The sequence below is a fragment of the Gordonia sp. N1V genome, from assembly GCF_029269935.1.
Lineage (GTDB): Bacteria > Actinomycetota > Actinomycetes > Mycobacteriales > Mycobacteriaceae > Gordonia > Gordonia polyisoprenivorans.
The window spans coordinates 179674-202043 of record NZ_JARJDD010000008.1; the positions used below are offsets into that span (position 1 = coordinate 179674).

Genomic DNA, 22370 nt, shown 5'->3' on the forward strand with positions numbered 1-22370 from the left:
CCGTTCTGTGTGCAGGTCGAGCAGAGAGTGTGTCCAGTTTAGGTCGTCGGGGCCGCCCACCCGGATCACATCTTGTATGCATGCTTGCATGCAAGATGTAGGGTCGCCGCATGCCCGCACAGTTGTCCAACGCCGCCGACGAGGCGTATGCCGCAACCCGCGAGCGCATCATCTCCGGAGCGCTCGCCGGTGGCACACTGCTCAGCGAGGTCGAGGTCGGTGCCGACCTCGGCCTGAGTAGAACGCCGGTGCACGAGGCGTTCCTGCGGCTGGCCGCCGAGCAGTTCCTCACGCTCATCGCGCGCCGCGGAGCGGTGGTCAGTCCGGTCACCGCGACCGAGGCCGCCGACGTGCTCGCCATGCGCCAGGCCATCGAAAGTGCTTCTGCGCGCCAGGTTTTCGCAGCGGGCGGTCCGTCTGCGGAGTTTCGTGAGCTGATCGAGCGCAACCTCGCCCGGCAGGCCGGTCTCGCCGCGGACGCCGACGTCGACGGCTTCGTCGAGGCCGACGACGAGTTCCATCTCCTGGCGGTACGCGCGTCGAACAACCCGATCGCCGCGCACTTCTACGAGCTCCTGCGCGGGCGGCAACAGCGTCTGCGCAATGTGCTGCTGCGGATCGATCCGGCCACCCTCCCGGCCTCGCACGACGATCACCAACGGCTGGCGGCCTGCCTGTTCGCCGGAGAGCGGGAGGAGTACGAGCGCCTCCTCGAAGCGCATCTCGCGCGCTATCAGGGCGCGATATGAGTTCGTCGATGCCCATCCGCGCCGGCGCCACCGTGTCGCCGCGTGACCAGCGCGGTCCGGATCGTCGGCCATGGGTCCTGGTGTTCGGCGCGCTGTTCGTCTGCGCCTGGTCGGGCAACCAGTTCAGCCCGCTGCTGCTGATGTATCGCGATGTCGAGCACTACTCGTCGGCGACGGTGACCCTGTTTCTTGGGGTCTACGTCGCGGGACTGGCTCCCGCACTGATCATCGCCGGAGCGGTGTCGGATCACCTGGGCCGCCGGTTGCCGATGATCGCGGGCGTCGCCTTCGGTGTGGCGGGCAGCGTGCTGCTGGCGTTCGACGAACTCGGCCAGTTCCCGATCATCGCGGGTCGGCTGTTGGCCGGCATGTCGGTCGGGACCGCGATGTCGGTGGGCACGAGTTGGCTCAAGGAATTGTCGACGGCGCCGTTCGATCCGGCCGCCGACCGCGGCGCCGGCGCTCGTCGGGCGTCACTGGCGTTCACCCTGGGCTCGGCCTCGGGTGCGTTGATCGCCGGGTGTATCGCCCAATGGGGGCCGATTCCGCAGATCCTGCCGTTCATCCTGCACATCGCGGTGTCGGCGCCGTTTCTGGTGCTGATCGGCCGCGCACCGGAGACGGTGCGACCCCAGGCGCCGGCACCGATCTCTGCCCGGCTGCGGGTCACCTCGGCGCGTCACCGGCGCTTCGTGCGTGTCGTGATGATCTGTGGCCCCTGGCTTTTCGTCGCCTGCGGGCTCTCCTACGGCTACCAGCCGGTGCTGCTGGCCGACGCCGCGGGTGGCCTCGGGCTGGCGTACGCCACGCTGCTCAGCGTCATCGCACTCGGTGCCGGTGCTGCCATCCAACCGCTGGCGCGCCGCATCGACTCGCAGTCGAGTGCCCGCGGCCTCATCGTCGCACTGGTGATCCTCGTCGTCGGGATGGCGGTCATGCTGGTCGCGGTGACCACCGATGATCTGCTCATCGGGGTGGCCGCGAGTGTGGTGCTCGGCTGCGGCTTCGGCATCGGCCTGGTGTCGGGGTTGTTGGAGGTCCAACGGATCGCGCCCGCACACGAACTCGCCAAACTCACCGGTGTCTTCTATGCGGTCGCCTACACCGGTTTCGCGGTCCCGACCCTGTTGGCCGCGCTGACGCCGCCGTTCACCACCGTCGAGTTGCTGCTCATCCTCGCCGCGCTGCTCCTCGTGTCGCTGTTGGTGGTGATCGGCGGATCACGCAAGCATCTGCCTGCCACACTGGGGTGAGCCGCGGCGAGGAGGACATCGGGAAGTGGATCTCACCATCGTGCACCTGCGTTACTTCCTTGCGGTGGCCGAGGAACTGCACTTCACGCGCGCCGCGCAGCGCCTGCACATCTCGGCACCTTCGCTGAGCCAGCAGATCCAGCAACTCGAACGCCGGACCGGCGTCACACTGTTCCGCCGCACCTCGCGGCAGGTTGAGCTCACCGCCGACGGCGCCGCCCTCGTCCGGCTCGCCCGTGACGCCGTCGCCGCGATGGACACCGTGATCGCCTGGGCCGACAGTTCGGGCACCGCGTCGGTGCTGCGCATCGGGATCGCGGCGTCGAGCGAGATGAGCAACCGGCTGCTCGCGACGGCCGTCGAGCGCCACCCGGACACGACCTGGCAGATCCACGGCCTGCCACTCACCGATGCACTCACCGCGCTGCGTTCGGGAGAGGTCGACGTCTCGTTGATGATCGCCGATCAGCCGCCGGTCGAGCCGGCAGGGGTCGTGGTGCGACCCCTGTGGTCCGAGGATCGGGTGCTCGTCGTCAACGAGGGGCATCGTCTCGCCGGGCGGGATGCGGTGACGCTGGCCGAGACCGACGACGAGACCTTCATCGGGATGCGTGGTGGCGGCGAACCGCAGAGTTGGTTCGTCGATCCGCGTCCGAGCGGTCGACATCTCGAGATACTGCCGCTGGCAACGCATTTCGACGAGGTCCTGCAGCTGTGCAGCGCCGGGGTGGGAGTCAACATCTGCGGGTCGTCGGCCACGGTGACCCATGCGCGACCGGGTCTGCGGTACGTCCCGATCATCGACCTGGCGCCGGTCACGACTTACCTGTGTCACCTGCGTGCCAAGCAGAGCGCCCTCGTCGATGCTTTCGCCGCCATCGCCGAGCAGATCGCCGCCGACACTCGATCATGAGGCCGGACCTCATGATCGTGAGGCGATTCCATGTGGACCAGATCACATCCCCGCGGTGACACTGGCACGGTGAGTTCCTCCCCGTCCGACGCCGTGCAGCGCGACGTCGTCTACCGATCCCGGCCCTCCGGTGACCTGCTCCTCGATCTCGTCGGCCCCTCGGCCCCCGGACCCCATCCGGCCATCGTCTTCGTGCACGGTGGCGGATGGTTCACCGGCGACCGCACGCTCTGCCCGGATCTGCGCCGTCATTTCGCCGCAGCCGGATTCGTGATGGCAAGCATCGACTATCGACTCAGTGGTGACGCCCGATTCCCGGCGCAACTCCACGACGTCCGTGCTGCGATCGACCATCTGCGCACTCGCGCAGACGAATACGGCATCGACCCCGAACGCATCGGGGTGTGGGGTGCCTCGGCCGGCGGTCACCTCGCCGCGCTCGTGGGACTCCACGCGCATCGCGCGCGACTGCCCGGCGAGGACGCCGACGTCGATGCCCGGGTGTCCGCCGTTGCCGAATCCTATGGTCCGGCAACTCTGGTCGCCGGTGACGTGGCACCCGGACAGCCGCTGCCCGGCGGCTCCACACCGGCTCTGACTCCCGAAGGACGGCTCCTCGGTGGCGACCCCGCCGACCTCCCCGAGGCCGCCCGCGCGGCGAGTCCGCTGTATCACGTCCGCCGCGACGCCCCACCCTTCCAGATCTCGCACGGTACCGCCGATGTCCTCGTCGGCGACGACCACAGCCGCCTGTTGTTCCGCGCGCTCGCCGACGCCGGGGTGGAGGCCGACCTCTACCTCGTCGACGGCTACCGGCACGGCTTCCTGAACCCGCCCCGACGATCCGACGTGCCGGGTCCGCCGGCGATGGACGAGGGCCGGCTCGCCGCGGAGGGTGCCGCTCCCGCTCTGCTGTATTCCGCCCGCAACGGCCGGGAGTCGCAGTGCCGCACCGACTTCGGCTTCGATGACATCGCGGGATTCTTCGTCCGCCATCTGCACCCCGACGCGTCGGTCTCGCCGTCGTCGGCCCTGTCCCGACCCGCCCACACCTCAGGAGAGAAGTCATGACCACCACCATCGACCCGGAAGCCATGCATGATCGTGCCCCGATCATCGATGCCCTCCCCGGTGAAGCCGTCCCGTATCGCCTCGCGAGTGGGGAGGGGCTGCGCTACGAGATCGACAACCAGCTCTGGACGGTCATCGCGCGAACGGCCGATACCGGCGGATTGTTCGACGCCGCATTCATTCTCGGCCCGCGAGGCGCGGGCGCCGCATTCCACGTCCTGCCGAACCATCAACGCTCGTATCACGTCTTCGAGGGCTCGGTGCAGTTCTGGCTCCCGGGGCGCAGCCGTGTTCTCGCGCCCGGTGACTCCATCCACGTGCCGCCGGGAACACCGGTCGCCTACCGCATGCTCGGTCACTGCTCGCGCATCCTGTTCTTTTCCGCTCCGGGTGGTGCGTTGGACGCACTCGCCGGCAGTGGCGCGGGGGTGGACTCCCACATCTACTCCGCCGATGCGCACGCAGGTGTGAAAACCCCACTGACAGAACTCTTCTCGTCGATCGGTGCGCGTGCCCACGACGAGGCGCTCGCGGCGGCATCCGACGAGTGGGACGATGCGCTGCCGTCGGGGCCGCAGGGATATTTCCTACGGGCACTCACCGGGGATCGGCGTGCCTGGCCGGACTCCCTCAACTCCTATCAGGCGCGCGGTGCCAACACCGGAGGCCGGTACTTCTCGGTGCTCACCCTCGGCGGCCGGTCGCCGTACATCCCGCAGCACTTCCATCGCCACCACACGGAGAACTTCATCGTCCTCTCCGGCCGGGTATGGCTGTACGTCAACGGCGTCGAGACCCTGCTCACCGCCGGGGATTACCTGCACGCACCGGCCGGCACCATCCACAGCTTCGCCTTGGACGCGCACACCACCCGGATGCTGGGCATCCTGACCTCTGATGTGTTCGAGAACTTCTTCGACGTCACCGGCGAGGCCACCGACGACCTCGTCCACACCGAGGGTCTGATCAACCCGGAGCACATGATGGGCAAGCTCGGCGCGGCCATGGCCGACCTCGACCTCGAGTTCGTCGGTCCGCCGCCGACGCGGACACATGGACTCGACCTCTGACCGTTTGCGACAGCAGAACAGCGCTGCGTGCATCATGGGACGATGCCCATTGACGATGTGCACGACAGCGCGGAACCGGATCGGAGCGCGCCGGATCGGACAGTAGGAGAACCGGCCCGCGAGAACGTGATCCTGGTGCATTGGCACGATCTCGGCCGTCACCTGAGCTGTTACGGCGCCGACGGCGTCGAGAGCCCGCATCTGGATCGGCTGGCGGCCTCGGGTATTCGCTTCGCCGATGCGCACGCGACCGCGCCGCTGTGCTCACCGGCACGCGGATCGCTGTTCACCGGGCAATATCCGCACCGCAACGGGCTCGTCGGGTTGGCCCATCACGGGTTCGCCTACCGCGAGGGGGTGCGCACGCTGCCGCAGATCCTGGGTGAGGCGGGCTACCGGACGGTCCTGTTCGGCATGCAACACGAGAGCACCGACCCGACGAGCATCGGCTTCGACTCGGTCGACGTGTCCGACTCGCGTTGCGATTACGTCGTCGCCGAGTCGCAGTGGTGGTTGGGCCACCACGTCCGTACCGCACCGCAGCAGCCGTTCCTGCTGACCGCGGGGTTCTTCGAGACCCATCGCCCCTACCCCGAGGACGAGTATCCGCCCGCCGACACCTCCGGCATCGACGTCCCCGGATTCCTTCCCGACACCACCGATGTGCGTGAGGACCTGGCAGGACTGCACGGCAGCATCACCAAGGCCGACGCCGCGGTCGGCCGGTTGCTCGAGACGGTCGCCGATCTCGGGCTCACCGAGAACACGTGGATCGTCTTCGTCACAGACCACGGCCTGGCGTTTCCCCGCGCGAAGTCGACGCTCTACGCCCAGGGCACCGGGATCGCGCTGATCATCCGGCCGCCGGCGGCGCGTGTGATGTCACCGCAGGTCTACGACGGCCTGTTCTCCGGGGTCGACCTCACCCCGACGATCCTCGATCTGCTCGGACTCGGCGTGCCCGCCGATGTCGACGGTGACTCGCACGCCGCGCAACTCGTCCGAGCGGGTCGGTCGGTCCGCGACGAGGTCTGCCGCGACGAGGTCTACACCGAAAAGACCTATCACGACGCGTTCGATCCGATCCGCGCCGTGCGGACCAAACACCACAGCTACATCGAGAACTACGCGCACCGACCCGAGCTGCTGTTGCCCCTCGACATCGCCGACAGCGCCTCGGCGCGCTCGATCGATCCGGCGGTGACCGAACGCGACCGGCCCCGTGTCGAGCTCTACGACCTCGATTCCGATCCGGATGAGCGCAACAACGTCGCCGAGGATCCCGCCTACGCGCAGATCCGCGCCGATCTCGCCGACCGTCTTGCCCGGTGGCGCACGAGTACCGGTGACGAGCTCCCCACCGAACCCGAGGGCACCGCCATCGCCGAGCGATTCATGGCGGCCTTCCACGCGAAAGCCCTCGACACCGCACCGGAGGAAGAGGCCTTGCCCTCGCGGCGTCCGCTCGGTGCGCGCCGTGAGCTCGACGGCGACATCACCTCCGGTGAGGGCGATGCGGTGCGCGCGTCCACCGCCGATCGCACACCCCGCTGAGCGCTTCACCCCGATCGCGAAAAGTCAACAATTACCCGCGTATTGAGGCTAAAAGCCCAGGTTGCGCTCGGTTTCGGCGTGGTTAGACTGAGCCGATGCCCCACCCGCAGAGCTACCTGGTGTGTGCGAGCCAGCGTAGCGGTAGTACCTTGCTCGTCGAGTCACTCGCGGCCACCGGGGTGGCCGGAACGCCCGAGGAGTTCTTCCAGTACTTCGCCTCGTCCTCGGAATCGCCGCAGCCCCGTGAATGGTTTGCCGGAGTGCGGGATTCGGCGATACTCGACCTGCTCGACGAGATCGACGTCGGTGCCGTGGACACCCGCGACTTCACCCGGTGGCAGGCCGATGTCCTGGCCGCCGGTCGCAGCGCCAACGGGGTCTGGGGCGGCAAACTGATGTGGAATCAGACACCGCTGCTCATCGCGCGGACCCGGGTCGGCTCGGGATCGTTGCGGACCGCTCTGCGCGAACTCCTCGGGGCCGATCCGCTGTTCGTCCACGTGTTCCGCGATGACGTTGTGCCGCAAGCGGTGTCGATGTGGCGGGCGGTACAGACGCGCGTCTGGCGCGACGGGCACGGTCCGCACTTCGACCCCGCGCGTGATGAACGCGCACAGTACAACGCCGAGGGGATCGCGCATCTCGCGACGATCCTCGCCGATCAGGAGCGGCAGTGGCGCCGCTGGTTCGCCGACGAGGGCATCACGCCGATCGACATCGAATTCGGCGAGCTGGTCAAGGATCCCCAGGGCACGACCGCCGCCGTGCTCGCTGCGCTGGGTCTCGATCCCGATCTGGCTCCGCCCCCTCCGATCGCACCGCAGTCCAACGCGAGGTCCAAGGAATGGGCGCAGCGCTACCGCCGTGATGCGGAAAGGAACGGATATCCGCTATGACTTCTCCCGATAACGCTACCCCCGAGAACGTGGCCACCGCCGAATTCGATCATGTTGCCGCACTGCGCATCCTGGAGTCCGAGGCGGTGCACATCATCCGCGAGGTGGTCGCCGAACTCGAGCGGCCGGTACTGCTGTTCTCCGGCGGCAAGGATTCGATCGTACTCCTTCGGCTGGCCGAGAAGGCTTTTCGGCCGCACCCTTTGCCGTTCCCGATCCTGCACGTCGACACCGGCCACAACTTCGACGAGGTCATCGAGTTCCGGGATCGGCGCGTGGCCGCGAGCGCCGACAACCCCGCAGGCATCAAACTCATCGTGGCGTCGGTACCCGACGCGATCGCCGCCGGGCGCATCGCCGAATCGACCGACCCGTCGGGATCACGCAACCGGCTGCAGACCCGGGTCTTGTTGGACGCCTTGGAAGAAGGGGGATTCGACGCCGCGTTCGGCGGTGCCCGCCGCGATGAGGACCGTGCCCGCGCCAAGGAGCGGGTGTTCAGCTTCCGCGACGAGTTCGGACAATGGGATCCGCGGGCCCAGCGTCCCGAGCCCTGGTCGCTGTACAACGGCCGCATCCGGCGTGGCGAGTCGGTGCGGGTGTTCCCGTTGTCGAACTGGACCGAGACCGACATCTGGCGCTACATCGAACTCGAGGGTCTCGACCTGCCGTCGATCTACTACGCGTCGCAACGCGAGGTCTTCGACCGGGACGGCATTCTGCTTGCGGTGTCGCCGTTTTCACAGCCGACCGCCGCCGACGACGTGCGTACCGAATGGGTCCGGTACCGCACCGTCGGTGACCTCACCATCACCGGTGCGGTGCGGTCGAGGGCCACCACCATTCCCGAGATCATCGCCGAGATCAGCGAGGCGACCGTCTCCGAGCGGGGTGAGACCCGTGCCGACGACCGGACGTCGTCGGCGGCGATGGAGGACCGCAAGCGAGAGGGATACTTCTGATGAGCACCGCGATCTCCGCTGCGCGCCGCCAGATCCTGCGGCTGGCGACCGCGGGCAGCGTCGACGACGGCAAGTCCACATTGATCGGACGGTTGCTGCACGACACCGGCAGCCTGCCCACCGATCATCTGGCGGGGGTCACCTCCTCCGACGGCGACGTCGACCTGGCCGCATTGTCCGACGGTCTGCGCGCCGAACGGGAACAGGGCATCACCATCGACGTCGCCTACCGGTTCTTCGCCAGCGACACACGCAGTTACGTTCTCGCCGACACCCCCGGCCACGAGCGCTACACCCGCAACACCTTCACCGGGGCGTCCAATGCCCATGTGGCCGTGCTGCTCGTCGACGCTCGTCACGGCGTCCAACGCCAGACCCGCCGCCACGCCCGGATTGCGACCCTGGTCGGGGTACCGCATGTGATCGCCGCGGTGAACAAGATCGACCTGGTCGAGTACTCACAGCATCGCTTCGGCGAGCTGCAGGACGAATTGACCGAACTCGCAGTGCAATTGGGGATCGGCGAGATCACGGCGATCCCGGTGGCCGCCACCCTCGGCGACAATGTCGTGCACCGGTCGGCCAACACGCCGTGGTACGCCGGACCCACGCTGCTGGAGTATCTCGAGGCGGTGGAGCTGGCGGCACCGTCGCCGCAGCCGCGGGAACTCCGGTTGCCGGTGCAGTGGGTGTCGCGCCCCGGGCCCGACGGAAAGCGCACCTACACCGGCCGCGTGGCTGCGGGCACCCTTGCGCCCGGTGATCCCATCACCGTGCTGCCGTCCGGGTCGGTCAGCACCGTGACGTCGGTGGACACCCTCGACCCCCAGCGGCCCGTCGCGGTCGCGGGCCTGTCGGTGTCGGTGCAGCTGGCCGACGAGATCGATGTCGGCCGTGGCGATGTCATCATCAGCGGCGCGCCCGACGCGCACCTACCGGTCTCGGCCCGGGAACTGTCGGCGACACTGTGCTGGCTGTCGTCGGCGCCACTGCACGCCGGGGATCGCGTCGCTCTCAAACAGGGAGCCACCACGGTGCGCGCCACCGTGCAGTCACTGGAACGACGCCTCGACCCCGAGTCGCTGCTCGAGGTCGTCGGACCAACGGAGTTGGGGCTCAACGACATCGGTACCGTGACGCTACGGACCTCATCGGTCGTCGTGGCCGACACCTACGCCCAGAACCGCGACACCGGCGCGTTCATCCTCATCGACGAGGCCTCCAACGACACCGTGGCGGCCGGCACGATCCTCGAGGCACGGGAGGTCATTCCGGGCAAGGCGACGCGCAATGACATCAAGTGGCATCCGAGTTCGCTGCAGCGATCCGAACGGTGGGCCAAGACCGGACAACGTGGGGCGACGGTGTGGCTGACCGGATTACCCGCGTCGGGCAAGTCGACGGTGGCGGTGGCGCTCGAACGCGAACTGGTGAACCGGGCGCGGGTGGCCTATCTCGTCGACGGCGACAACATCCGGCACGGCATCTCCGACGACCTCGGTTTCTCACCCGGCGACCGTGCCGAGAACATCAGGCGTGTCGGGCATCTCGCGCGTCTGTTCGCCGACGCCGGGGTCATCGCGATCGCGTCGATGGTCTCGCCGCTGCACTCCGATCGGGAGATCGCCCGCGAATTGCATCGCGCCGCCGAGCTCGACTTCATCGAGGTACACGTGTCGACGCCGGTCACCGAGTGCGAACGACGCGACCCCAAGGGTCTCTACGCCCGGGCGCGGCGCGGTGAACTCAAGGGTCTCACCGGGATCGACGCTCCCTATGAGAAGCCGCGATCGCCGGACCTGCGTTTCGACACCACCGGTGCCGACATCGAGGAACTCGCCGGTCGGGTGCTCGCACTGCTGGTCGAACGCGGCATCATCGACGAGTGACGTCGACCGAGATCGCGCTCAGCCCACCCGGTGCGGTGCCTGTGCGGTGAGCGGCAGGCAGGTGATTGCGAAGCAACCCGGATTGCCCGACAGCGGCGCACGCAGCGGGGTGTTGCCGCACGACAGTACGGTGCAGTCGCGCGGGGCGTCCGGGCCGACACCGAGTGCGCCGAGGGTGATGTCGGGGTCGGCGAACTGCATCGGGTCGAGATTCAGGTTCATCGCGGGTCGGTAGGGACCGGGGTCGGGCAGGCGCGGAGAGCGGAAGGCGGCGACCAGCTTCCGGAAGAAGGTGTGATAGAGCTCGCTGATCGGGCTGGCGCTGAGGTCGGTGGCCGGATCGGGGGATACGTCGCCGAGGAAGCCGTTCCAGCTCACCATCAGTCCCAGACTGGGGACGATGAAATTGTTCTGCTGCAGGAACCCGACCATCGCGTAGGCATCGGAAGGCAACCCGGCCAATGGGGCCTGATCGACCGTCTGACGGGACGGGAAGGAAGGCCCGGTACACGGAGAACTGTTGACCCAGAACAGATACCCGTAACAGTGATTCGTCGGCGAGGGCGTCCGCAACCGCGTGATGTAGTCGGAATCGATGATGCGCCGGGATCGCCATACCCCGTCACCGGCCATCAACAGTCCGAGCCTGGCATAGTCGGCCGGTGGCATGAACAGAAACGCGTAACCGTAGGTGTTCCCGGACCGGTCACGTGCCCAGTAATAGTCGTGGGCATTGATCCCCAACGGATCGAACAGATTTCGCTGAGCGAATTGCTGAAGGTCTTCGCCGACGGCTCGTTGCACGACGTAGGCGAGAAGATCCGGACCGTGCTGGGTGTACTCGAAGAAGGTCCCCGGGCGGTGGGTGACCGGCAGCGCAAGAGCCTGTTTCGCGATGTTCGGATCCACGTCGAGGCCTGCGGTGACCGCCTCACTGAGGATCGACTGCGACAGGCCGGAAGTCTGGGTGAGGAGATCGGCGACGGTGATCGGTGCATGCGCGGCATCGGCCTCGCCCGGCGGGAGATACCGCGCGATCGATGCATTCAGGTCAAGTCTGTGCTGTGTGTAGGCGATCCCGGCGAGCATCGAGATCACACTCTTGGTGGAACTGAACAGATTCCACGGCACATCGCCGGTGGTCGCATTCAACGGTCCAGCACCGATGAGACAGTCGTTGCGGAAGACCTGGATGTGCGTGCGCATCCGGGACGTGGCGAAGGCGATGGCGTCGTCGAGACCGGCCTTGTCCACTCCGAGACGCTCGGGTGCCATCACGGTCGGTTGTGCTCCGGCGGGCTGCGCACACGAGGCCAATGGTGGTGGTTCTGCCGCTGCCGGAGAACCGATGCCCACCGCTGCGGTCACCGAGGCCACCACCGTGAGCACGACGACGAGCACACTCACGAAGAACTTTCGCGAAACCCGCGTTTCGGACACCATCTCACCCCTGAACCCGACTGCACCGATACCGCAGTCTGGCACAGGGTATGCGCCGACCGTGGCCGAACAGGCAAGCCGAGGTGGTAGGGGAAGAAGGCGCGGGCTCAGCCCTGGTAGCCGAACATCTTCTTGCCGTACCAGTCACCGATCTCGGTGAGTCCCGGCGGGATCGCGAACAGCGAACTGGAGATCGGGGAGATGTACTCGTTGAGGGCGTCCTGGGCCAGGTTGTTCTGGATGCGGGCGAACTGCTCGTGGGCGTTCTTCTGGTAGGCGATGAAGAACAGACCGGCCGACAGTGTGCCGGTGCGGGTGTCGATCCCGTCGGTGAAGTTGTACCCGCGGCGCAGGAGCTGGGCACCGCCGTTGCTGTCGGGGTGGGCCAGGCGCACGTGAGAGAAGCGGTCGATCTTGGTGCGGCCGTCGGTTCCCTTGACCGTGAAGTTCAAATCGGTGAACTCGCCGCCACCGGACAGTGGTGCGCCGGAATCCTTGGTGCGCCCGAAGATCCGTTCCTGATCGGAGATGTCGTCGGAATCCCAGGCCTCGATGTGCATGCGGATCTTGCGGGTGACGAGGTAACTGCCGCCCTTCATCCACGGCTGGTCGGTCTCGTCGCCGACCCACACCCATTTGTCGGCGACGGCCGGCTCCTCGGCCTTGATGTTGGCCGTTCCGTCCTTGAAGCCCAACAGATTTCGTGGCGTCACCTGGTCGGTGCTGGTCGCCGAAGCTCGGCCGAACCCTTCCTGCAGCCACCGCAGGGTGACCACGCTGCGCCCGATGCGGGCGAGGTTGCGCACGGCGTGGAAGGCCACCTGTGGGTCCTCGGAGCAGGCCTGCACGCAGATGTCACCGCCACTGATGGACGGGTCGATGGTGGTGTCGACGGCCAACTGGCCCAGAGGTTTCAGTGCCGCGGGCATCTTGGCGCCCAGGCCCAGCCGGTCGTCGAAGAAACTCGGCCCGAATCCCACGGTGATGGTGAGACGGTTGGGGCCCAGGTCGAACGCCTCTCCGGTGTCGGCAGGAGGTGCCATCGGGCGCGACTCGACCGGACCGACCGGTTTGCCCTGGGCGAGCAGGCTTGCCGCCGCAGCCCACCGCGCCATCATCGTCTCGACCTGTGCGACCGTCGTCGGTTTGAGATCGAACGCGGCGAACACGAGTGAATTCTGTTGGCGTGTGGTGATTCCGGCCTGGTGCTCGCCGTAGAACTCGACGGTCTCGGTGGCCGGATCGCTGCGCTCGTCGCCGGTGGCGGCGTAGGTGATCCCCGCGCCCGCGGCACCACCGACAGCCAGTCCGGCACCGGCGATACCGGCGCCGGTGAGGAACCCTCGTCGGTTCACCCGGCCCCGTTTCTGCGGTGTGGGTTCTGGCGTGTCGGTGGTGCTCATGGGGTGTCGAATTCTCCTGTGATGCGGTGCGAGGACGGTGCCGTCAGCTGGCGGCGGCGATCTTTCCGCCGGCCTGCGACAGCGGGTCCTTGACCGCGATGATGGCCGCGGCCATGTCCCGCTTCTGCTGTTCGGTCACGTCGTTGAACGGCTTGAATCCGCCGGGCCCGTTCGGATCCCGGAAGCTGTCGATCAGCGAGTCGACTCGGTCGAAGGCCTGCTGGATCGTCGTCGTCAACTGCGGATCGATCTCGTTGAGGGCGGGCTTGACGATGGCGAACGCCTGCTGGCTGCCCTCGATGTTGGCCTGCATGTCGACGAAGTCGATATGCGAGTAGGCCTCTTCCTCGCCGGTCAGCTTGCTGGTGGACACCTCGTCGAGGAGGTCACCGGCACCGTTGATGATGTCGGCGGGCTTGACGGTGAACGAGGGCTCGTTGACCAGGCGCTGCAGATCCTTGACGTTCGTCAGGAGGGTGGCCGCCACCGGCTTCATCCCATCGAGGTTGCCGGCTTCCCACAGTTGCTTCTCGATGACGTGGAAGCCCTGCCAGGTGTCACCGGGCCCCAGGGCGTCCGGGCGGGCGTCGATGGCGACGTCGAGGTTCACCGCGTTGTCGGTTGAGCAGTCCGAAGCGCCGTTGGCACAGAAGGATCCGGCGATCGGCTCGATGCGCTCGTAGTACGGGCGGGCCTTGATGTAGGCGTCCTTGGCGGCGGCGACATCACCGGCGTTGACCGCGTCTACGAGGGTTTGGGTCGCGGTGGTCAGACTGTTCACCTGGGTTATGACGTACTGCTTGTACTCGGCCGCGGCCGCGTTGAGCTGGTCGGCGACGCTACCGGTGGCCTTGGTGGCCGTACCGGTGACGGTGAAGGTGGTCTTCTCGTTGGTCGCGCCCGGGCAGTACAGCTCATAGGTGCCACCATCGAGCTTGTGCGAGAACGACGTTGCCGCCATACCCGGCGCGATGTTCTCGCGTTCGGCGAGGATCTTGCCGTCCTGCAACAGCTCGACCTCGCTGACCGCTGCCGCGTTGGTGTTCTTGATCTCGAAGGTGATCGGCCCGGCGTCGACCTTGTCGGGGGTGACCTTGCAGCCGTCGTTGGTCATCTCGACGGTGACGGTCTTCGTCGCACTCGACGAATCGCCGTCGTCGCTGCTGCTGCAGGCGGCCACACCTACGATGGCCACGGCGGTCGCCGACACGGCGACCAGTCTGGAAGCCCTCATCGGGTTCTCTCCTTTTTCTCGGGCGGCGCCACCACGGCGGCCGGGTCCACATCCGGGGTCACGTCGGGTCCCGAGGGCTCCGATGTGGCCGGGTCACCGCCACCGGACACCGGGGCCGGCGGTGTCGATGGGGTTGGTCGGGTCGATGGGGTCGGTCGACGGCGCGACGCCATCGCGAGTAATGCTGCGACCACCACCAGTACCGCGGCGATGACGGCGAGGGTCAGCGGAACCGTCACACCGCGCGAATGATGGCGATTGCGCTGATCATTCGCGGCCCCGAGTGCGGTGAGATCGGCGGCGGTGGGCTGATGCCCGGTCTCGAACGTGGCGACCTTGCCGAGCACGACCGCAGAACCCTGTTCCGGGGTGGCCGTCGCGGTGATCGCGTAGCGCACATCGGCGGCGAGCGGACGGTCGAAATACGGATCGACCGAGACGGTGACCGTGGCGCTGACGACGTAGACCACCGGTGCCGACTCGCCGAACCGTCGGGTGTCCAGACCCACCGGCAGACGTCCGCCGTTGCCGGTAACGATCTGGGCGACGCTCACCCGCGTCGGAGCGCCCGGTACCAAGGCGGTGATCGGCAGGTTCGGGGTGACGACCTGGTCGAAGGTCGGCGCGGACAGGCTGCCGAAGGTGGTCGTCTCACCCCCGGACAGTCGTTCGAGGGGGGTCGTGACGGCGCCGCTGGACAGCACACCGGTCGCGGAGTCGGCGCCGGCCTTCGACACCGACACCGAGACGTCCGCGGGTACCTGCACCGTCGTGCCGGACAGGATGCCGCTGGTGGTCGGGGCCCCGGTGGCTCGTGTCGCCAGCGTCGACGACGGCAGGGCGGGCGTGGCCGGTGCGGTGAGCAACACCACGAGCGCGGCGATCGCCAGCATCGCGGCGCAGGCGCCCGCGACGATCGCGGCGAGTCGCCGCGGGAACGCGCGCCCGGCCGGCCACAGGACGATCGTGCCCACCACCAGCACGTAGATCAGCCAGCCGAGGACCTCGATGAGGACCGGTTTGGGTTGTAGCCCGAGCACGCCGGTCAGCAGCGAGGACTGCACCGAGCCGGGCCGCACCAGCCAGCTCAGGTCGACGACCTGCTGTTGTCCGACGTCGAGCCATCCGGCCTCGTGGGCGGTGTGCAGGGCCGTCATCACCAGTCCGGCGGCGACGAGCACCAACAACAAGCCGGTGATCTTGAAGAAGCGGGCGAGGTTGATGTGGACCCCACCGCGGTAGATGCCGTATCCCAGTGCCACCGCGATGGCGATACCGAGGATCGCGCCGGCCGCCGAGGGCACCGCGTTGCCGCTGGCATTGAACGCCGCCACGAGGAAGACGGCGGTCTCGAGCCCTTCGCGCAGCACCGCCAGGAACGCCATCAGCACGAAGGCGAACGCCGACCCGTTGGCCATCGCATCGGATGCGGCGGATTCCAAGTCCCCCTTGAGGTCTCGGGAATGCTCACGCATCCAGACGATCATGTAGGTGACCATCGCGACCGCGATGGCGCCGATCACCGTCTCCAACGCTTCCTGCTGCTGTTGGGGCAGATCGCGGGAAAGCACCTCCAACCCGATCGCCACACCGACGCAGATGAGGACCGCCACGATCACGCCGATCCACATCCAGCGCAGGGCGTCGCTGCGCTGCTGGCGGCGCAGGAATGCGGCGATGATGCCGACGATCAGGGCCGCTTCGAGGCCTTCGCGCAGGCCGATGATCAGGGTTGCGAGCATTGTTGCCCCCGCTTCGGGCGATGCGGACGACCCGGCACAAAGCCGGGAATGCCCGATTCCGTGGCCTCTGGGCGGGTGGCGACATCACGGTCGTCGACCGTGAACTGCGAGGGCGCCGTGCCCGCCACCAGCTCCATATGCGGCTTTCTTCTCCAGTGCACACCGGGTTCCGCGCCGTGCGACGCAGTGTTGGTGAGGCTAACCGACGATAGTATGCCCTTTCCTCGGGAACCGGACACGCTTGGGTGGAGTTGAGAACAATGTCGGGCTCCGACGCGTCGACGAGTGGAGTCCGGCGTCGATGATGTGCAACCCTGTGTCGTTCGTGCGGTCATCGCTGTTCGTGTGGTCATCGAGGGGCCGACGACGAAGGGCAACACGCGTGGTCCACACGCAGGAGAGGTAGTCAGGGTGCTAGCGGGTAGGGGCGTGCGTCGGTATCGCGCGCTGATCGTTGTCGCGATCGCTGCGGTCGTCGGATCGATGACCCTGACGAGTTGTCTCGACATCGGTTCACTGAACCGACCCGACATTCCCGAGGGCATTCCGCCCGCGCCCGGCGCTCAGCAGCCCTACATCGACATCGACCAGCCGGGCCGGACCGCCGACGCCATGGCCGGCTGGGCTCGCCCCATCGCCGAGGGCACCGGCATTCCGTTGATCTCCCTCGAGGCGTACGGCAACGCCGCCGAGATCCAACGCCAACAGCATCCCGAGTGCGGGCTCGCGTGGACGACCCTCGCCGGCATCGCCGGTGTGGAAAGCAAACACGGCACCTACCGGGGAGCGCATGTCGCCGCCAATGGTGATGTGTCGCCACCGATTCGGGGAGTGCCGCTCGACGGCACCCGCGGCAACATGGAGATCCCCGACACCGACCACGGCCGGCTCGACGGTGACCCCACCCACGACCGTGCGATGGGGCCCTTCCAATTCATCCCGCAGACCTGGGAGCGCTACGGCGTCGACGCCAACGGTGACGGCAAGGCCGACCCGGACAACATCGACGATGCGGCGCTCTCGGCGGCCCGCTATCTGTGTGTGTCCTCCGGCGGGGACATGACCACAGCGGCCGGCTGGGAGAAGGCGGTCAAGGTCTACAACAACTCGATGGCCTACGTCATCGATGTCCGCGATCACGCCAACGCCTACTCCGTCAACGTCCGCTACTGACGCCGGGGTCAGTTCCGCCCGGGTGACTCTCGCGGAAGATTCCATTCCCATGCCCTAGGCTTTGTCGCGTACCCGTCGGCGCTCAAGAAGACGCCGACCCGTCCATCGAAAGGGGCGCAGCGTGGCAATCATCGAACAGGTGGGCGCTCGTGAAATTCTCGACTCGCGCGGTAATCCCACTGTCGAGGTCGAGGTGCTGCTCGACGACGGCACCTTCACCCGGGCCGCGGTTCCGTCGGGTGCATCGACCGGCGAACACGAGGCGGTGGAGCTGCGCGACGGTGGCGATCGCTACAACGGCAAGGGCGTCACCAAGGCCGTCGAGAGCGTTCTCGGTGAGTTGGCCCCCGCGGTCATCGGTATCGACGCCGAGGAACAGCGCCTCGTCGACCAGGCGCTCCTCGACTGCGACGGCACTCCGGACAAGGGCCGGCTCGGGGCCAACGCCATCCTCGGTGTCTCGCTCGCGGTGGCCAAGGGCGCTGCCGAATCGGCCGGGCTGCCGCTGTTCCGCTACGTCGGCGGTCCCAACGCGCACATCCTGCCCGTGCCGATGATGAACATCATCAACGGCGGTGAGCACGCCGACAACGGCATCGATTTCCAGGAATTCATGATCGCGCCGGTCGGTGCCCCGACCTTCAAGGAGGCGCTGCGCTGCGGCGCCGAGGTGTACCACGCGCTCAAGTCGGTCCTGCACAAGCAGGGTTTGAACACCGCGCTCGGCGACGAGGGTGGTTTCGCTCCCGATCTGCCCAACACCGAGGCCGCGATCGCGGTCATCGGCGAGGCCGTCGAGAAGGCCGGCTACGGTTTCGGCCGTGATGTGGTGATTGCGCTCGACGCCGCGTCGACCGAGTTCTTCTCGGACGGTGTGTACAAGCTCGAGGGCAAGGACTTCTCGTCCGACGAGATGGTGCCGTTCTACGAGAAGCTCATCACCGACTTCCCGATCGTCTCCATCGAGGACGGTCTGGCCGAGGACGACTGGGACGGTTGGGCCAAGCTCACCGAGGCCATCGGTGACCGCGTGCAGCTCGTCGGCGACGATCTGTTCGTCACCAACCCCGAGCGGCTCGAAGAGGGCATCTCCAAGGGCATCGCCAACGCGCTGCTGGTCAAGGTGAACCAGATCGGCAGCCTCACCGAAACCCTCGATGCCGTCACGCTGGCGCACAACAACAGCTACAAGACGATGATGAGCCACCGGTCCGGTGAGACCGAGGACACCACCATCGCCGATCTCGCCGTGGCCTGCGGCTGCGGCCAGATCAAGACCGGTGCACCGGCCCGTAGCGAGCGTGTCGCCAAGTACAACCAGCTGCTGCGTATCGAAGAGGGCCTCGGCGACGCGGCACGCTACGCCGGAGACCTTGCCTTCCCACGGTTCTCGTTCGGTTCGTGATTAGCTAGGGCCCATGGCCGATGCCGATGGGCGTTTCAACTCCGAGCGCGACGGGCGTCGGCGGGCGAAGCGATCCACCAGGGATCCGCGTTCTGCCGAACGCGCCCGCCGTGCCCCTCGTCGCTCCGCGTCGTCGTCGCGTCGTACCCCGGTCTCGGTGATCGAGACCGGGGAACAGGAGATCCATCGCGACGACGTCGACCTGGTCGACGAGATCGGCGCCGACGCAAGTCCCGTCGACGCAACCTCCGACGACGCGCCCCGACGGGCGTCGTCGCGGGGGAGTCGTACGCCGCGTCGTCGCCCCACCATCGCCGATTCCGTCACGGCGCGCGTGCGCGGTCTCGACGCCAAACGTGCGGTGATCATGGCGCTGGTGATCGGTGTCGTCGCCATCGCCCTGGCGCCGTCGCTGCGCAACTACTACCAGGGCCGCTCGGAGTACAACCAGGTCGTCGCCTCCAACGAGCAGCTGCGCAACCAGGAGACCTACTACCAGAAGAAGGTCAACGAGCAGGGCGACCCGGCATACAAGGAGGCTCAGGCGCGCGAGCGGTTGGGCATGGTGCGCCCGGGTGAGACCGGACTGGTGATGATGTACCCGGGTGACGCCGACAAGCAGGCCGCCGAACAGGCCGCGCAGAAGCATGCGGCCAACCCCTGGTACAGCAACCTGTGGGAATCGGTGGCCACGCCTCCCGACGGTCGGTGACCGGCGTTTTCTCTCCGTCGCCCCTCGGCGGCTACTGTGACCACTCGTGAGCATCTCCTCCGACGATCTGGCGGTTGTCACCGCCCAACTCGGCCGCGAGCCACGCGGGGTGATCGAGGTCAGTTACCGCACCCCCGACGGTATTCCGGCCGTCATCAAGACCCGGCCACGGTTACCCGACGGCACACCGTTCCCCACGCTGTACTACCTGACCGATCCACGCTTGACGTCGGAGGCGAGTCGGCAGGAATCGGCCGGTGTCATGAAGGACATGACCGCGCGGCTGGCGACCGACGAACAGCTGGCTGACGCCTATCGCGCCGCGCACGAGTCCTATCTGTCCGAGCGCGATGAGATCGAGTCTCTCGGAACGGATTTCACCGGCGGCGGGATGCCCGACCGGGTCAAGTGTCTGCATGTGCTGATCGCGCATTCGTTGGCCAAGGGGCCGGGGGTGAATCCGCTCGGTGACGAGTCGGTGGCTCTGGCCGCGCAGGCCGGGTTGCGTGGGACCGCCATTCCGGCCGACTGGCCGTCGGCGTCCATCGACGAGAACGGAGATGTCGGATGAGTGTGGTCGCCGCGGTCGACTGCGGTACGAACTCGATTCGGCTGCTGGTCGCGAAGCCCGGGGAGACGACACCGCTGACCGACATCCACCGGGAGATGCGGGTGGTTCGTCTCGGTCAGGGCGTGGATGCGACGGGGCAGTTCGCCGACGAGGCTATCGAGCGCACCCGCGTGGCCCTCGCCGACTACGTCGAGGTGATGGTCGGGGCCGGCGTGGAGAAGGTGCGGATGGTCGCGACGTCGGCCACCCGCGACGCCGCCAACCGGGACCGGTTCTTCGCGATGACCGCGGAGTTGCTCGGGTCCGTGGTGCCCGGGGCGGTTGCCGAGGTCATCACCGGCGACGAGGAAGCGCAACTGTCATTCCGCGGGGCCGTGGGAGAACTGCCCGCCGATCAGGGGCCGTTCGTGGTGACCGACCTCGGTGGCGGCTCGACGGAGGTTGTCGTTGGGGATGCCGACGGTGTCACCGCGGGCTTCTCCGCCGACGTCGGCTGCGTGCGCGTCACCGAACGCGCACTGCCCTCCGACCCGCCCACCGCCGAGGAGGTCGCCGCCGCGCAGGGGTTCATCGCGGAGCGACTCGCCGAGGCGTTCGCTGTCGTCGACGTCTCGTCCGCGCGCACCTGGGTTGGGGTGGCGGGAACCCTGACAACGCTGTCGGCACTGCATCTCGGTCTCGCAGAATACGATTCCGACGCCATTCACCTGTCCCGGGTGGGGCGCGACGATCTCGACTCCGTGTGCCGAGAACTGGTCGGCATGACGCGTGCCGAGCGTGCGGCGCTCGGTCCGATGCACCCGGGTCGCGTCGACGTCATCGGCGGCGGATCACTGGTGACGATGGAACTGGCCCACCAATTGGCGCAGCGTGCCGGGATCACCGAACTCGTCGTCAGCGAGCACGACATCCTCGACGGCATCGCGCTGGGTTTGCTCGACTAGCCCGGCACCTCGCCGACGGCGCCCGTAATGTCGTCGACGGCGCTCGTCAGTCCGCCGACAGCGCTCGTCAGTTCGCCGACAGCGCTCGTCAGTTCGCCGACAGCGCCCGCTATGTCGTCGACGGCGCCTGGGTCAGATCACCGAGAGGTGTTCGCCAGATCCGGGTTGCGCAAAGAGATGTTGTTGCAGGCCTCGCAGACGGTGTCGGGAATGATCCCGTTGCGCTGCAAGAAGCCGAAGACCACACAACCCAGGCAGAAGCCGAGCGCGAATTCCAGTGTGGCAGCGACGATCAGGACGCCGACCACGATCTGGGCCGCGAGACCGTAACCGAGGAGGCTCAGCACGAGCGCGGTGGTGCTGAAGGCCAGTCCGATGCCCTGGGCGAACCGCTTCGGGGGTCCGGGGACGAGCTTGGTCTTGCGCCAGATCTTAGGGGCGATGACCCGCACCGAGAGTTGGCCGAACGGCGACAGCTTGGGCCCGGATGCGACGCGCAGCGCGAATCCGATCGCCAGCACCGCGTAGAGCGCCCAGTGATTGACGACGACTGCCACGATTGCGAGAGCCACCACCAGACCCGCGGTGGATCGCGCCGCGTAATCATTCACCGGGTTGGGGAAGGTGAACACCGAACGCACCGACACAAGATCCTCCTCTGACGTCCTCAACAGGACGAAGCTACGCGACGGACCGTCCGGGGTCACGGGTTGGGCTCACAGCGAATGAAACCGAGGCGTGCGGGCGCTGTCGGCGTACTGGAGGGCGCTGTGGGCGAGCTGACGGGCGCTGTCGGCGTACTGGAGGCGCTGTCGGCGATATGACGGGCGCTGTCGGTCACTCCTCGACGGGTGCGACCGGAGCCTCCATGGTGCCCTCGAGAGTCGCGCCATCGATGTCGTCGGCGTGACGGTCATCGGCACCGGAGTCCGGATCTGACTCGTCGAGATCCTGCGGCACCACCGGTGCCTCGAACGACCCTTCGAGGTTGAGCGGCCCTCGGTCCGACGTTGCCGACTCTTCGATCGCGGGAGCGTCGACGGAGTCCTCGGCATCGAGAGCGCCCTCGTCGTGGTCGTCGGCGAGTTCGGCGTCGATGACGTGGTGCGCCTCGTCCGCCTTGGCGCGTTGCGCCGCCTCCCGCATCTCGAAGCCGTCGGTGACGATCTCACCGATCTCCCGGGCCACACCGGCCACGGCGCTGGTGATGATGGTGGCGATCTGGCCGACATGGTTGGCGGTGGACTCCACCAGCTCCTGGATCAGATCCTTGTTGCGTTCGATGCGATCGACCACGTGGATTCTCCTTGGTGGGTCGTGCGGGATGGTGACGCGCGCGGACGGCAAATCCGAACGGGCGGCATCGACGGTGTGATTCCGACGATACCG

General features: G+C 67.3%; 20 protein-coding genes. 14 read left to right on the plus strand and 6 right to left on the minus strand.

The features are described 5' to 3' along the window. The first annotated feature begins 110 nt into the window (after positions 1 to 110). The 9 genes from P3L18_RS13030 to cysC all read left to right on the plus strand — a co-directional run bounded on the left by P3L18_RS13030 (position 111) and on the right by cysC (position 10357). Positions 111 to 749: a GntR family transcriptional regulator gene (locus tag P3L18_RS13030; protein ID WP_276114279.1), complete on the plus strand. Its 639-nt coding sequence runs from the start codon at positions 111 to 113 to the stop codon at positions 747 to 749. 8 nt (positions 750 to 757) lie between these two features. Beyond that, positions 758 to 2002, plus strand: a complete 1245-nt coding sequence (locus P3L18_RS13035; RefSeq protein WP_006370920.1) for an MFS transporter — start codon at positions 758 to 760, stop codon at positions 2000 to 2002. A gap of 25 nt (positions 2003 to 2027) precedes the next feature. Then, positions 2028 to 2915 (plus strand): LysR substrate-binding domain-containing protein, encoded by an 888-nt coding sequence (locus P3L18_RS13040; RefSeq protein ID WP_276114280.1) that lies wholly within the window; start codon positions 2028 to 2030, stop codon positions 2913 to 2915. A gap of 69 nt (positions 2916 to 2984) precedes the next feature. Further along, on the plus strand, positions 2985 to 3986 hold the full coding sequence (locus P3L18_RS13045) for an alpha/beta hydrolase (protein WP_276114281.1): 1002 nt from the start codon (positions 2985 to 2987) through the stop codon (positions 3984 to 3986). After that, the gene (locus tag P3L18_RS13050; RefSeq protein ID WP_276114283.1) at positions 3983 to 5056 is read left to right on the plus strand and encodes a quercetin 2,3-dioxygenase; all 1074 of its coding nucleotides are present in this window, start codon (positions 3983 to 3985) and stop codon (positions 5054 to 5056) included. The genes P3L18_RS13045 and P3L18_RS13050 overlap by 4 nt, the downstream gene beginning before the upstream one ends. Positions 5057 to 5098: 42 nt before the next feature. Then, positions 5099 to 6610, plus strand: coding sequence for a sulfatase (locus P3L18_RS13055; RefSeq protein ID WP_276114284.1), 1512 nt, complete (start codon positions 5099 to 5101; stop codon positions 6608 to 6610). A gap of 95 nt (positions 6611 to 6705) precedes the next feature. Continuing rightward, a complete protein-coding gene (locus tag P3L18_RS13060) occupies positions 6706 to 7506 on the plus strand; it encodes a Stf0 family sulfotransferase (RefSeq protein ID WP_079931802.1) in 801 nt (266 codons plus the stop codon). After that, entirely contained in the window at positions 7503 to 8468 is a 966-nt protein-coding gene (gene cysD, locus P3L18_RS13065) for a sulfate adenylyltransferase subunit CysD (RefSeq protein WP_276114285.1), read from the plus strand. The genes P3L18_RS13060 and cysD overlap by 4 nt, the downstream gene beginning before the upstream one ends. Next, a complete protein-coding gene (gene cysC, locus P3L18_RS13070; protein ID WP_079931803.1) occupies positions 8468 to 10357 on the plus strand; it encodes an adenylyl-sulfate kinase in 1890 nt (629 codons plus the stop codon). Before cysD ends, cysC begins: the two co-directional genes overlap by 1 nt. Before the next feature lie 18 nt (positions 10358 to 10375). Here cysC and P3L18_RS13075 read toward each other — a convergent pair whose 3' ends face one another. The 4 genes from P3L18_RS13075 to efeU all read right to left on the minus strand — a co-directional run bounded on the left by P3L18_RS13075 (position 10376) and on the right by efeU (position 16176). After that, on the minus strand, positions 10376 to 11800 hold the full coding sequence (locus P3L18_RS13075) for a serine hydrolase (protein ID WP_276114286.1): 1425 nt from the start codon (positions 11798 to 11800) through the stop codon (positions 10376 to 10378). A gap of 104 nt (positions 11801 to 11904) precedes the next feature. After that, positions 11905 to 13200: an iron uptake transporter deferrochelatase/peroxidase subunit gene (efeB, locus tag P3L18_RS13080; RefSeq protein WP_276114287.1), complete on the minus strand. Its 1296-nt coding sequence runs from the start codon at positions 13198 to 13200 to the stop codon at positions 11905 to 11907. A 43-nt stretch (positions 13201 to 13243) separates the two neighbouring features. Next, positions 13244 to 14434 carry an iron uptake system protein EfeO gene (gene efeO, locus P3L18_RS13085; protein ID WP_006370930.1) on the minus strand — a complete coding sequence of 397 codons (1191 nt, stop codon included), beginning with the start codon at positions 14432 to 14434 and terminating at the stop codon, positions 13244 to 13246. Next, positions 14431 to 16176, minus strand: coding sequence for an iron uptake transporter permease EfeU (gene efeU, locus P3L18_RS13090; RefSeq protein WP_276114288.1), 1746 nt, complete (start codon positions 16174 to 16176; stop codon positions 14431 to 14433). The genes efeO and efeU overlap by 4 nt, the downstream gene beginning before the upstream one ends. Before the next feature lie 483 nt (positions 16177 to 16659). Here efeU and P3L18_RS13095 point away from each other — a divergent pair, with 483 nt between their 5' ends. The 5 genes from P3L18_RS13095 (at position 16660) to P3L18_RS13115 (ending at position 20981) form a co-directional block, all read left to right on the plus strand. Further along, entirely contained in the window at positions 16660 to 17349 is a 690-nt protein-coding gene (locus tag P3L18_RS13095; protein ID WP_231387039.1) for a lytic murein transglycosylase, read from the plus strand. Between the two features lie 121 nt (positions 17350 to 17470). Next, the gene (gene eno, locus P3L18_RS13100) at positions 17471 to 18754 is read left to right on the plus strand and encodes a phosphopyruvate hydratase (RefSeq protein WP_014359347.1); all 1284 of its coding nucleotides are present in this window, start codon (positions 17471 to 17473) and stop codon (positions 18752 to 18754) included. A gap of 13 nt (positions 18755 to 18767) precedes the next feature. Continuing rightward, positions 18768 to 19466 carry a septum formation initiator family protein gene (locus P3L18_RS13105; RefSeq protein ID WP_014359348.1) on the plus strand — a complete coding sequence of 233 codons (699 nt, stop codon included), beginning with the start codon at positions 18768 to 18770 and terminating at the stop codon, positions 19464 to 19466. Between the two features lie 46 nt (positions 19467 to 19512). Further along, entirely contained in the window at positions 19513 to 20037 is a 525-nt protein-coding gene (locus P3L18_RS13110) for a DUF501 domain-containing protein (RefSeq protein WP_276114289.1), read from the plus strand. Beyond that, on the plus strand, positions 20034 to 20981 hold the full coding sequence (locus P3L18_RS13115) for a Ppx/GppA phosphatase family protein (RefSeq protein WP_276114290.1): 948 nt from the start codon (positions 20034 to 20036) through the stop codon (positions 20979 to 20981). Before P3L18_RS13110 ends, P3L18_RS13115 begins: the two co-directional genes overlap by 4 nt. A gap of 137 nt (positions 20982 to 21118) precedes the next feature. Here the strand turns inward: P3L18_RS13115 and P3L18_RS13120 are convergent, their stop codons facing one another. Continuing rightward, positions 21119 to 21628 (minus strand): DUF4395 domain-containing protein, encoded by a 510-nt coding sequence (locus tag P3L18_RS13120; protein ID WP_208795138.1) that lies wholly within the window; start codon positions 21626 to 21628, stop codon positions 21119 to 21121. A 190-nt stretch (positions 21629 to 21818) separates the two neighbouring features. Continuing rightward, on the minus strand, positions 21819 to 22277 hold the full coding sequence (locus tag P3L18_RS13125; protein ID WP_276114291.1) for a hypothetical protein: 459 nt from the start codon (positions 22275 to 22277) through the stop codon (positions 21819 to 21821). Between the last annotated feature and the right edge of the window lie 93 nt (positions 22278 to 22370).